Origin of the sequence: Clostridiisalibacter paucivorans DSM 22131 (genome assembly GCF_000620125.1) — a bacterium.
Classification (GTDB): domain Bacteria; phylum Bacillota; class Clostridia; order Tissierellales; family Clostridiisalibacteraceae; genus Clostridiisalibacter; species Clostridiisalibacter paucivorans.
Window position 1 is genome coordinate 58,977 of record NZ_JHVL01000003.1, and the last position, 12,820, is coordinate 71,796.

General features: G+C 29.1%; 12 protein-coding genes. All 12 read right to left on the bottom strand.

All coding sequences use genetic code 11. From position 1 onward, the window contains the following. Positions 1-3 precede the first annotated feature (3 nt). Positions 4-408, bottom strand: a complete 405-nt coding sequence (gene flgB, locus Q326_RS0101985) for a flagellar basal body rod protein FlgB (RefSeq protein WP_026893858.1) — start codon at positions 406-408, stop codon at positions 4-6. Positions 409-824: 416 nt separating this feature from the next. After that, positions 825-1,607, bottom strand: coding sequence for a GTP-sensing pleiotropic transcriptional regulator CodY (gene codY / locus Q326_RS0101990; RefSeq protein WP_026893859.1), 783 nt, complete (start codon positions 1,605-1,607; stop codon positions 825-827). A 48-nt stretch (positions 1,608-1,655) separates the two neighbouring features. Continuing rightward, positions 1,656-3,047 (bottom strand): ATP-dependent protease ATPase subunit HslU, encoded by a 1,392-nt coding sequence (hslU, locus tag Q326_RS0101995; protein WP_026893860.1) that lies wholly within the window; start codon positions 3,045-3,047, stop codon positions 1,656-1,658. Between the two features lie 121 nt (positions 3,048-3,168). Continuing rightward, positions 3,169-3,699 (bottom strand): ATP-dependent protease subunit HslV, encoded by a 531-nt coding sequence (gene hslV, locus Q326_RS0102000; protein ID WP_026893861.1) that lies wholly within the window; start codon positions 3,697-3,699, stop codon positions 3,169-3,171. Positions 3,700-3,936: 237 nt separating this feature from the next. Further along, the gene (gene topA / locus Q326_RS0102005) at positions 3,937-6,012 is read right to left on the bottom strand and encodes a type I DNA topoisomerase (RefSeq protein WP_026893862.1); all 2,076 of its coding nucleotides are present in this window, start codon (positions 6,010-6,012) and stop codon (positions 3,937-3,939) included. A gap of 181 nt (positions 6,013-6,193) precedes the next feature. After that, the gene (dprA, locus tag Q326_RS0102010) at positions 6,194-7,294 is read right to left on the bottom strand and encodes a DNA-processing protein DprA (RefSeq protein WP_026893863.1); all 1,101 of its coding nucleotides are present in this window, start codon (positions 7,292-7,294) and stop codon (positions 6,194-6,196) included. 30 nt (positions 7,295-7,324) lie between these two features. Further along, complete coding sequence (locus Q326_RS0102015; protein ID WP_026893864.1) at positions 7,325-8,854, bottom strand: YifB family Mg chelatase-like AAA ATPase; 1,530 nt, start codon at positions 8,852-8,854, stop codon at positions 7,325-7,327. Positions 8,855-8,999: 145 nt separating this feature from the next. Further along, entirely contained in the window at positions 9,000-9,359 is a 360-nt protein-coding gene (locus Q326_RS0102020; protein WP_026893865.1) for a YraN family protein, read from the bottom strand. Continuing rightward, positions 9,349-9,636, bottom strand: a complete 288-nt coding sequence (locus Q326_RS0102025) for an EscU/YscU/HrcU family type III secretion system export apparatus switch protein (RefSeq protein WP_026893866.1) — start codon at positions 9,634-9,636, stop codon at positions 9,349-9,351. The genes Q326_RS0102020 and Q326_RS0102025 overlap by 11 nt, the downstream gene beginning before the upstream one ends. A gap of 4 nt (positions 9,637-9,640) precedes the next feature. After that, on the bottom strand, positions 9,641-11,179 hold the full coding sequence (locus Q326_RS0102030; RefSeq protein ID WP_026893867.1) for a DUF6240 domain-containing protein: 1,539 nt from the start codon (positions 11,177-11,179) through the stop codon (positions 9,641-9,643). 114 nt (positions 11,180-11,293) lie between these two features. Further along, positions 11,294-11,947, bottom strand: coding sequence for a ribonuclease HII (rnhB, locus tag Q326_RS0102035; protein WP_051531022.1), 654 nt, complete (start codon positions 11,945-11,947; stop codon positions 11,294-11,296). A gap of 26 nt (positions 11,948-11,973) precedes the next feature. After that, a complete protein-coding gene (gene ylqF, locus Q326_RS0102040) occupies positions 11,974-12,816 on the bottom strand; it encodes a ribosome biogenesis GTPase YlqF (protein ID WP_026893869.1) in 843 nt (280 codons plus the stop codon). Between the last annotated feature and the right edge of the window lie 4 nt (positions 12,817-12,820).

A 12,820-nucleotide genomic window follows, 5' to 3' on the forward strand; every position in this document is an offset into this window, starting at 1 on the left:
TTATCACCTTCCTCCATTAATTATAGTTTTTATTTTGCTAATTTCATCTGATGCCATTCGACTCAATGCATTATAATATACAGTATTTTTAGCTAAATTTGCCATCTCTACATCTATATTCACATTATTGCCATCTTTTTTTGTAGAGTAGAAATTATCTTTTTTTACAATGGGCATAAAATTTTTATTGTCATATGTTTGGTTTATATGTCGATTATTGGTTGTATCAAGTTCCAAGTATTTCTTTTCAATACTATCATCTAATATTTTTTCAAAATCAACTTTTATTCTTTTATATCCCGGTGTATTGACATTAGAAATATTATTAGAAATTGCTTCATTTCTCAACCAGGCCCCATCCATAGCTTTTTTCAAAAAATTAATTTTTCCATAAAATTCATTTATCATAAATACACCCCTTCTAAAACAATTAATAGCATAAGATAAATTATTTAATGCAAACCTTCTTCACTAAATTCGAGTTTTTTAGTGCTTTTTCCTGCTTTTAATTGAAAATTCGACATTAATATATAACACTTTTATATGTATATAAATATACCCTAAAAAAACCTATATATTTACTAATATCATAATTATTATATTATACTATTTTCATCACCACAAGAATAGTATTTTAGGTCCATATTTGACATATAATACATATTTTTTACAATATAGAATGCAATTTCATATAACAATATATCTGATTTTTCTACAAAATGCAATTTTTATAAATTCAAGTATATATTTACAGTTTGATTTGTAATCATTATAAAAGACTCAGCAACTATATACTGAGCCTTTTATAATTTAATTCAATTTCATTAATTTTTAAGCTTTTCCAGTTCATCCATCAATTTATTATTTAAAATCTTTATATATGTTCCCTTCATGCCTAAAGACCTGGACTCTATAACTCCAGCACTTTCAAATTTCCTTAGTGCATTTACTATTACAGATCTAGTTATGCCTACTCTATCAGCTATTTTACTAGCCACAAGCAGCCCTTCATTTCCCTCTAATTCATTGAATATATGTTCCACCGCTTCCAGTTCTGAATAAGATAATGTACCTATAGCCATCTGTACAATAGCTTTTTTTCTAGCCTCAGCCTCTACTTCATCTGCCTTAGCCCTCAATATCTCCATCCCTACTATGGTAGCACTATACTCACCTAAAACCAAATCATCTTCATTAAATTCTTTACCTATCCTAGCTAAAACTAGGGTTCCTACTCTACCATTAGTAGTAATAACAGGTATAACTGTAACTATCTTATTATCATAATCACATTTACTCACCTGATCAAATACACATTTTCCTGATTCAGTAATATTTGCCATAGTTTCATTGATCTTAAGCAGTTCATCATTATAATCTTTAGGGAATCTCCTCTCCTCAATTATTTCATTTTCAATAATTCTACATTTATACCCTGGTGACAAGCAAAAACCAAATACTTTTCCTTTCCTGCTAGCTATATATACATTAGCTTCTAATATCGAACTTAATGTCTCAGCTATTTCACTAAATGATACCGGTTTAGAACCTGACTCCTGTATTATTTTGTTAATTCTTCTAGTCTTTTCTAATAAACTTTCACTCATTTTAATCCTCCTTCTTTTATCATCCATCACTAATTATTAATTGTTGTATTAAAGAATATATTTTGAAATGTCTTTTTCTTTAATTTTATTTTCTAATTTTGACCTTACATATTCTATATCTATAATTATTTCTTTATCTTCTATATCAGGTGCATTAAAGGATATCTCTTCTAATAGTTCTTCTAAAATTGTATGCAGCCTTCTCGCTCCAATATTTTCTGTCTGCTCATTAATAATATAAGCCATTCGAGCTAATTCTTCCAATGCCTCATCAGTAAATTCCAATTTAATTCCTTCTGTTTCTAATAACAATTTATATTGCTTTATTAATGCATTTTGTGGTGTTACAAGAATTTCTTTAAAATCCATCTCACTCAGTTTTTGTAATTGTACTCTTATAGGAAATCTTCCTTGTATTTCAGGAATCAAATCAGTTGTCTTAGCTACATGAAAAGCTCCTGCAGCTACAAATAGTATATGATCTGTTTTAACAGGACCATATTTAGTCATAACTGTACTACCTTCTATTATAGGTAATATATCCCTTTGAACTCCTTCTCTGGATACATCCTGACCAGAATTATGGTTACTCTGGGCTATTTTATCTATTTCATCGATAAAAATAATCCCCTCATTTTCTGCTGTTTTTATAGCTTTATCAGTTATTTCATCCATGTCAATAATCTTTTGAGCTTCTTGATTAGCCAAAACTTTTCTAGCTTCTTTAATTGTCAATTTCTTTTTTTTCTTTTTCCCAGGAATAATACCACCAAAAAAATCATTCATATTTATATTTAATTCTTCTAAACCAGAACCAGTAAACATTTCTAACGTCTGACCACGGTTTTCCTCTATCTCTATCTCTATTGTTTTATTTTCTAATTCATTTCTAAGAAGTTTCTGTTTTATGACTTCTCTTTTTTCTTCCATTTCTCTGTTTTCATCATTTTTTTCAATTTCATTTTCATTTGCTGTATTTCCAAACAATGCCTCCAAAGGATTGTTGAAATTACTCTTAGGCTTAAATCTAGGAACTAGTATATTAATGATTTTTTCGTCTGCTAACCTTTTAGCTCTATCATAAACTTTTTCAATTTTTTGACTTTTTACCATCCTTATTGACGTTTCTACTAAGTCTCTAACCATGGATTCAACATCTCTTCCTACATAGCCAACCTCAGTAAATTTAGTAGCCTCAACTTTAATAAAGGGTGCTTCCACTAATTTTGCCAGTCGTCTCGCAATTTCTGTCTTACCTACACCAGTAGGTCCAATCATCAGTATGTTTTTAGGTTTAATTTCCTCCTGAAAATCAACTTCTAATTTCCGTCTTCTGTATCTATTTCTAAGAGCTACAGCTACCGACTTTTTAGCCTTATGTTGTCCAATAATATATTTATCTAATTCATATACTATTTCCCGTGGAGTAAAGTTTTTCATTTCTATATACACTCTCCTTATAAAAGAACCCTTCAGCTTTTTTTCTTTAGTTTATTATAACATTTAAAGTATCTTAATAATGCTGGATTCTTTCAAACTTTATTTTCCTCCCATTAAGCCTTTATAAGCTCTTAACAATTATATTTTCATTAGTAAACACACATATGGAGGATGCTATCAATAATGCTTCTTTAACTATATCTTTTGCATCTAAATCAGAATATTTTATCAAAGCCTTTCCTGCTGACAAAGCATAATTTCCTCCAGATCCTATAGCAACAATATCATCATCTGGCTCTATAACCTCGCCATTCCCCGATATTACAAGAAGGTCTTTGTGATTAGCCGCTATAAGCATAGCTTCTAATTTTCTAAGGATTTTATCTTTTCTCCAATCCTTTGCCAATTCTACTGCAGCTCTTTTAAGATTCCCTTCAAACTCCTCTAATTTATCCTCTAACATTTCTGATAAAGTAACAGCATCTGCAACTGAACCTGCAAAGCCTACTAGAACTTTACCATTATAAAGCTTCCTAACTTTTTTAGCTTTGCTTTTCATTATAGTTTTATCTCCCATGGTAACCTGCCCATCTCCTGCCATGGCTAAATCACCATTTTTTCTAACAGCAATTATTGTAGTAGCTCTTAACATAGTTTCAACCCCTATCAAATACTTTAACTTTTTTATAGAACTCCAAACCCTTACATAATTTTCAAAGGATTAATTTGTCCTATAAAAATAAATCCTTCATCCAAATTCCTATATATCCCAGTACAAACGCCTAAGTTATTTATAGTTATTATAAAACATATGAATATTATCATAATTTTAAACTTTATTCAACCTTTTGACAATAATTTTGTTATATTTTTAACTTTTATTTAATAATTACTTCTTTGTTTCCTCTTCATAACCACATACAGTACATTTAAGTTTATCCTTTTTTTTCAATTTTTTTATTATCATAAGGCCTTCGCATTCTGGACATTTCTTTTTAGATGGCTTTTGCCAGGATACAAATTTGCAATCTGGATAATTGCTACATCCATAGAACTTTCTTCCCTTTTTAGACCTTCTTTCTATTATCTCTCCTCGGCATTCTGGACATTTAACTCCTATCTCTTTAAGTAAAGGCTTAGTATTTTTACATTCAGGATATCCAGGACAAGCTAAAAATTTACCATATCTACCATGTTTAATTACCATGTTTCTTCCACATTTTTCACACTCTACATCCGTCACTTCTTCTTCTATTTCTATTTTACTTATCTCTTTTTCTGCTACCTCTAAAACTTTTTCAAAATCTTTATAAAAATCTTTTATAACACTCTTCCATGTTATTTTTCCTTCTTCAATCTTATCTAATTTCTGTTCCATATCTGCAGTAAACTCTTCATTGACAATATTTTGAAAGTATTGTTCTAATATTTCTGTAACTAAAATTCCCAGTTCTGTTGGCATAAAATATTTGTTCTCTAAAATCACATATCCTCGAGCTAATATTGTACTTATAGTAGGAGAATAAGTACTAGGTCTACCAATTCCAAGCTCTTCTAAGATTTTAACTAAACTGGCCTCAGAGTATCTTGGTGGAGGTTGAGTAAAATGCTGATTTGGATTAATTTTATTTACATCTACCTTTTCTCCTTCCTCTAAATCAGGTATATTTATGTCTTTGCTATTATTGGAAATAGTGTACACTTTTAAAAAACCATCAAATTTAATTTTAGATCCATTACTTTTGAATATATAATTATTAGCCCTAATTTTTACAGATAATGTATCATAAACTGCAGGTGTCATTTGACTAGCAACAAATCTATTCCATATTAACTTATACAGTTTATATTGATCCTTTGTCAATGAATCTTTTATTTTTTCAGGGTCTCTATAAACAGAAGTAGGTCTAATAGCTTCATGGGCATCTTGTATATCGTCCTTTTTCTTTTTCTTGAATTGTCTACCCTGTACACAATAATCTTTTCCAAATTTATCCAGTATATAGTTAGTAGTATTCTTCAATGCCTCATCAGATATCCTCACCGAATCTGTTCTTATATATGTTATCAATCCTTGAGTACCCTCTCCCTGTATATCTATACCTTCATATAATTGCTGAGCAATACTCATTGTTTTTTTAGTAGAAAACCCTATTTTTTTGGACGCATCTTGTTGTAAGCTACTAGTCGTATATGGTGGATAAGGATTTCTCCTTTTATTTCCTTTTTTAACTTCCTTTACTATGAAATCACTATTTTTTAATTCTTTTAAGATTTTATTTGTTTCATCTTCATTTTTTATAGTAATTTTTTTCTCTTTATTATCTGAAATAGCTGCAAACAGCTGAGATTCAAATTCAATAGAGTCTTTATTAAGCAATGCTGTTATTGACCAATACTCCTCTGGTTCAAATGCATCAATTTCCTTCTCTCTATCACATATGAGCTTTGTAGTTACCGATTGAACTCTACCTGCACTTAATCCCTTTCTAACTTTTCTCCATAATAGCGGACTAATTTTATAACCCACTAGTCTATCTAGAACCCTCCTTGCCTGTTGAGCATCTACTAGATCCATATCTATTTTTCTAGGATTCTTTATAGCCTTTTGTATTGCATTTTTGGTTATTTCATTAAATTCTATCCTATTATTTTCATTATTATTTAATCCTAAAGCATTAGATAAATGCCAAGATATAGCCTCTCCCTCTCTGTCAGGGTCAGTAGCTAAATATATCTCTTCAGCCTTTTTCGCCTCTTTTTTTAACTCCGCCAATACAGGCCCTTTTCCTCTAATAGTTATATATTGAGGGTCAAAATTATTTTCAATATCTACACCTAATTTACTCTTTGGTAAGTCTATAACATGGCCTACAGACGCCTTTATTTTATATTTTCTTCCTAAGAATTTTCCTATAGTCTTTGCTTTAGCTGGAGACTCAACAATAACTAAAGATTTTGCCAAAACATACACCTCCGTAATCCTAATGACTGTCATTATATCAAAACTAATAATACTAGTCCATAATAATCCAATATCTTTGATATTACATATATTCTTTATTAAATTTTTTCAAAAAAATGTTATAAGATTTCTTGTTCCATTCTTATATAAATTTAACGATTTGTCAAGAAATTATTTATAATTAAATATTTAAAACAAATATCCTACCAGGCATCTGTTTAATTATTCCCTTCATTTCAAGAACAGTTAATATTCCATTAACCTGAGATATAGGCAGATTTACATTGTATGCTATTACATCAGCATGTATAGGTCCCATCTTCATATTTTCAACTATAACTTTTTCCATATCACTTAAATTTTCAATTGAAATATTCATAGTATCTATTTTATATAATTCCTTATTATTCTTTAATTCATTTATTTCTTCAATAATATCATTTATATTGACTACTAATTTTGCTCCCTCTTTTATAAGCTTATTAGTTCCCTGGCTATAAATACTATTAATATTTCCTGGCAATGCAAAAACATCTTTACCTTGTTCTAAAGCATGTTCAACAGTTATGAGAGAACCACTTTTTTCTTTAGCCTCTACAACCATGACTCCCAAAGAAAGTCCACTTATAATTCTATTTCTCAATGGAAAATTATAATGTAAAGGTTTAGTTCCTAAAGGATACTCAGAAATAATGCCACCATTTTCTTGAATTTTATTGTATAACTCCCTATTTTTTTTAGGATAAATTACATCAACTCCAGAACCCAAGACGGCTAATGTTCTTCCATTACCTGCAATAGCACCTTTATGAGCATAAGTGTCTATACCAATAGCCATACCACTTACTATTGTAATACCCTTCTCAGCTAATTCCCTTGCAAATTTTTCTGAGGCCCATTTTCCATAATAAGTGGCCTTTCTAGCCCCTACTATAGCTACAGATAAAAAATCTGTTTTTTTAATATTCCCTTTTACATAAAGTACCCTGGGAAAATCATAAATATTTTTTAATGTTGATGGATATTCAGCATCACAACTAGTAATTATTTTAACTTTATTCTTTTCTATTTTAGATAATATATTATAAAAAAAATCTTCATTCCTATATTTTTTTAAATTTTTTTTAGCCTTTAAACTTATATTAGGTATATTATCTATCTCACTTAAAGGTATATCCCATAATTTTTCTATACCACCCAAATACTTTTCTATGTTACCTATTGATTTATTTGTGATACCATTTATATTATTTAGCCAAATCAATGTATTTCTCTTGTGCATGATATCATTACCTTTCCTGGGAAATATTAACTAGGACCAATATTTTCTATCAAGACTTCTATATTGTATGGCTTCAGCAACATGAGAGGTATTTATAGATTCAGAATTATTTAAATCAGCAATAGTTCTAGCCACTTTGAGAATCTTATTATATGCCCTAGCACTAAGTCCTAGCTTTTTATATGCTGTTTTCATCATCTTCTTAGATTCATTGTTTAAATCACAATATATATTTATACCATTCCCTTTCAATTGTCCATTAGAAAAAATATTTACATCTTTATATCTTTCAAGCTGTTTGTTCCTAGCTACATTCACCCTTTTTCTTATATCTTTAGAAGATTCTTTTGCCTTCCTTTTCTCTAAATCACCATACTTTACAGGTGATACTTCAACTATAATGTCTAGCCTATCTAATAATGGCCCACTAATCTTTCCTAGATATTTATCTATATCTCTTTGTGAACATGTGCACTCATGTACCGGATCACCCAAGTAACCGCATGGACAAGGGTTCATACTAGCTACAAGCATAAACTTAGCTGGATAAGATAAAGTAGCATTGACCCTTGATATGGTGACTTCTTCATCTTCAATTGGTTGTCTTAGTACTTCTAAAACATTTTTCTGAAATTCAGGAAGTTCATCCAAAAAAAGCACACCATAATTGGCCAAAGATACTTCTCCTGGTTTTGGAATTCTTCCACCACCTACCAAGGATGTTTTAGATATAGTATGATGTGGTGCTCTAAAAGGTCTTTTAGTGATGATATTATTATTCTTTAATAGTCCAGCTACACTATATATTTTTGTAATCTCTAGAGCCTCCTCAAATGTTAATTCGGGTAGTATTGATGGTAGTCTCCTTGATATCATTGTCTTTCCCGAACCAGGAGGTCCAATAAGCAATATATTATGAGCTCCAGCTGCAGCTACCTCCATGGCCCTCTTAATACTTTCTTGACCTTTTACATCTATGAAATCTTCATCCATATCAATGAGTTCAGAAAATATATCCTTTATATTACTTTTATATGGAGTGATTTTTTTCTCACCATTGAGATATTCTACTAATTCATAAAGATTTTTTACAGGTATTATATCTATGCCTTCGATCATGCCACATTCATGCATGTTTTGAGAAGGCAGTATTAACTTTTTTATCCCTTTTTCTCTTAAGGATATAGTCATGGGTAATGCTCCCTGTATTTTATTTATTTCACCATTTAAGGATAGTTCCCCTATAAAACACATCTCATCCATTTTTTTATTTTCAACAATATCTAATGCTGACAATATACCTATAGCTATTGCTAAATCTATTTGTGAACCTTCTTTTTTCAAGTTTGCTGGAGCAAGGTTTATAATTATTCTATTCAAAGGAAATTTAAAACCACTATTGTTTATAGATGACCTAACCCTTTCCTTAGACTCCCTTATAGAAATATCAGGTAAGCCAACGATTTGAAATGTAGGTAAGCCCTTTGAGATATCAGTTTCAACATCTACTATATAGCCATCTAACCCTTGTAACACACAAGTTTTTAATTTAGACAACATTTTACATAACCCCTTTTAATCTTAAGTTTTTCAATATTCTTCCTAGTAGATATTCAATATATTTTGATAAAATCCTTTTAATTTTCTGAAAATATTTTAGGTAAAAAAAAAGGACTTAAATATTACTGTGATAAAAAGTAATAATTTATGCCCAAAATGCATCTTTAATATGGTTTACCCTATTGCTCTGTTTTAAATACACTTCTATTATATCAAATCTAAATTGAGTATTTCTTATCCTTTTATAATTTATATAATTTTGAGCCACCTTAATAAGTTTAATTTGCTTTTTTCTATCTACTGCTTCGTAAGGATATCCAAAGTTTAAGCTATTTCTTGACTTTACCTCTATAAATACTATAAGCCCTTCTTTCTCTGCTATTATATCTATCTCTCCTATATTACAAGTATAGTTTTTATCTAATATATTATAACCCTGGTTTAGTAAATACTTTTTTGCTACATTTTCTCCCCTATTTCCAATGATTCTATTCTTAAATTTCATCCAACTGCCCCCATTTTTCATCAAGCTCATATACAAATGCCAAAATACTAGCCACAGCATTATATAATTCTTCTGGAATATTTCCACCAATATCTATGTCCATAAGCTCTCGTGCAACTTCTTTATTTTCATGCACTTTAACATTGCTTTTTTTTCCTTTGTCTATTATATTATCAGCGACTATTCCTTTTCCTTTAGCTATAATCTTAGGAGATATATAATCTTTTTTATATTGTAATGCTATTGCAATTTTATTTTTATTTTTTTTATTACTCAAAAAATCACACCCTGATATCTATCATATAATTTCTACTTTTTTCACTAAATAAGAAGTCTGTAATTATATCCTTTTCTCTATCCCTATAATTTACAAATACATTTTTAAATCCATTTTTATTTAGCATATTAATTAATTTAGACTCATTTTCAGCCAAAAAATCTTTTACAAATTCATCCTCAATATTGAAACTTATATTAACTCTATCTTTATGAAAATCACATAATATATCTATTTTATTAAGATTCTTTGTGTTCAAAGATAGAAATACTTTTGTATTATCTAGATTACCTAAATTCTTCTTTTTATTAAAAATATATAATTTTTCATTTAAAAATTCTCTGTTTGTTATCAAAGGCATATAAAAAAAGGTCATATTATTATTCAATTGATTTACAAAATTAACTTTTTCTTCTATGTTTTTCAAAGAAGATATAACTTCAGTATTTTTATATTTATTAATAATACTACTTTCCTTTAAATCTTCTAAACTATTCATCAAATCTCTATACTCGGTTTTAAACTCTTCAACATTTTTTAGTTCCATATTTAATTCTGTTTTACCAGTCCACTTTTTTATCCCGTTAACAATTTTCTTTATATCTTTATCCTCAGTAATAATATCATTGGATTCCAATAACTGTATAAGATTCTCTATATCTCTAACTATGAAACCTTCCCGTTGAATTATTTGATTTAAAAAATTAATATTTTTAATTGACACATCAATATTAGATTTCATTAATAAAGCTATTGATTTTATTAAATTATTATTACTTTGGAATCCTTTACTTATATTCTGAAAAGTCTCTCTTCTAAATTTTAAAGCATTATCCATCTCAATAGACTTATTAATTGAAGTGTCTCTATTGTCTATATAATTCCTTTCTCTAACTTTAGACTCTCTGTTATCTATATCTAAATTTTTTTTATGTATAATTTCTTTAGACATGTCCTCATCCATATGCTCTTTTATATTTTTCCCTTTAAAATCAATTCTGGGCTTGTCTAATTTAGTTTTAAAAGTTTGTAAAATATTTTCTTCTAATGGATCTCCCTCTGGAAAGATAGTCTGTATTATTTCATCATTACCCATATGCTTAAAACTGTTTAATTTATCTACAATCTTAGAAATATTACTTATAGTTTCTTTATTAATTGGCATTTCCATTTCTAAAAGAGATTTTACTATTTGAACATTTCTATCATTTGATTTCAAACCACTTTGGTTCAAGATATTATCTATAGTCTTATTTGTTAAATTTTCATTTGCTTCTTTGATATTTTCATCAGAATATGGAGATATTATGAGCTGAGAATCTCCCATATCCTTTATAATAAAATCTATTAAAGCACCATTTTTAAAATCTATGGGTACTTTAAGCTCACCAGTTATTACATGGCCACTGCCAAAATCTATAGTTATCATATTTCCGTCAATACCAATAATTCTACCCTTTAATACATCACCAATCTTGAGGTTTATATTCTGTTTAACCATATTTATTTTCATATTGTTGAGTAGAATTGGTTGTAAATCCATCTTTATTCCTCCAATGACAATTATTATCTCCATACTTATTAACTGAACATTTTTATTATATTATATATTATAGTATATTCTTTCTTATGTAAACAATTTAATAAATCTTATTCATCATTTAAGGTATTTTTTACAAAAAGATCTTCTATGATATTTACATAACCCATATTTAAGTATTGCTTCACTATGTGCCCTTGTCTCATATCCCTTATGACTATCAAATCCATATTGAGGAAATTCCTTGTGGGCAGTCTCTATAATAGCCTTATCCCTAGAGGCCTTAGCAAGAATTGAGGCAGCAGCAATACAAGCACTTTTAGAATCTCCCTTCACTATAGATTTATAGTTTTTAATGGGAATATTTCTATAATTGCCATCTATTATATATATTTCTGCTTCGATTCCTGAATTATCTTTCATATGAGAAATTGCCCTTTTAAAAGCTAAAAAATTTCCCTTCTGTATACCAATTTCATCTATTTCTTCATTGCTTACTCTACCTATACCCCATCCTAAAGCCTTCTCTTTTATCTCTTCAGCCAATTCATACCTAGTTTCTTCCTTTATTTTTTTACTGTCATTGAGCCTATATATATCTATATCTTGGGGCAATACACACACCGCTGAAAAAATATCAAATGCAACACACCCACGGCCACTTTCGTCTATCCCACCTAATAACTGTACTCCAAAATTATTATCAAAATCCTTAAACATCTCCAACCTTTTTAATGCCTTCTCCATTCTCTTACTGACTTTCGTACTCAAATAATATTCTCCTTTCATATAAATACTTAAGGTAATTCCAATGTTATAGCTCCCATTTTTCCCCTCCTAAATTCATCTAAAATTATATGGGAAACCCTTGTATAGTCTATATTATTGCCCTTTAAAATGCACCCTCTTTTAATAGCTATTTCATCATATATTTCTAAAGGTGTTTTTTCCTCTACATCTATATTGTATCTATTAATTAACGACTCTGGAGACAATGCTAGTAATCTTTCTATTAACTTTAGTCCCAACGTCTCTATATCCAAAATTTCATCTTTTATTGCTCCAGTAAACGCCAAATTAAGGGCAACCTTTTTATCTTCAAATTTAGGCCACAATATTCCAGGGGTATCTAACATTTCAATATTTCCCTTTAACCTTATCCACTGCTTACCTTTAGTAACACCTGGTCTATTGCCAGTCTTAGCACTTTTTTTTCCTGCTAAGCCATTTATTAAAGTTGATTTACCTACATTGGGTATACCTACAATCATAACTCTAACAGCTCTGTTTTTTACTCCTCTTTTTTTTAACCTCTCTAATTTATCAAATGCTTTTTTATTAGTCAAATCTATTATTTCTTTTATCCCTTTATTTTTTATTGAATTAGCTAATATGACATCTTCTCCTTTAGAATTAAAATATTGCATCCACATATTATTTGCTCTATTATTGCTTAAGTCAGATTTGTTTAATACAACAACTCTAGGAGTATCGCCCAAAATACTATCTATCTCTGGATTCTTACTACTCATAGGTATCCTTGCATCTAATAGTTCAATTACTACATCTATCAATTTTAAATTAGACTTTAATAATTCTCTAGTTTTTTTCATATGCCCTGGAAACCAATTAATATTCATATCA

Excerpts from the sequence above, each read along its gene's own strand:
- Q326_RS0102020 (WP_026893865.1), bottom strand. The coding sequence starts at position 9,359 with ATGAAATTTAAGAATAGAATCATTGGAAATAGGGGAGAAAATGTAGCA.
- flgB (WP_026893858.1), bottom strand. The coding sequence starts at position 408 with ATGATAAATGAATTTTATGGAAAAATTAATTTTTTGAAAAAAGCTATG.
- Q326_RS0102030 (WP_026893867.1), bottom strand. The coding sequence starts at position 11,179 with ATGGATTTACAACCAATTCTACTCAACAATATGAAAATAAATATGGTT.
- hslU (WP_026893860.1), bottom strand. The coding sequence starts at position 3,047 with ATGAAAAACTTTACTCCACGGGAAATAGTATATGAATTAGATAAATAT.
- Q326_RS0102015 (WP_026893864.1), bottom strand. The coding sequence starts at position 8,854 with ATGTTGTCTAAATTAAAAACTTGTGTGTTACAAGGGTTAGATGGCTAT.
- codY (WP_026893859.1), bottom strand. The coding sequence starts at position 1,607 with ATGAGTGAAAGTTTATTAGAAAAGACTAGAAGAATTAACAAAATAATA.
- dprA (WP_026893863.1), bottom strand. The coding sequence starts at position 7,294 with ATGCACAAGAGAAATACATTGATTTGGCTAAATAATATAAATGGTATC.
- ylqF (WP_026893869.1), bottom strand. The coding sequence starts at position 12,816 with ATGAATATTAATTGGTTTCCAGGGCATATGAAAAAAACTAGAGAATTA.
- hslV (WP_026893861.1), bottom strand. The coding sequence starts at position 3,699 with ATGTTAAGAGCTACTACAATAATTGCTGTTAGAAAAAATGGTGATTTA.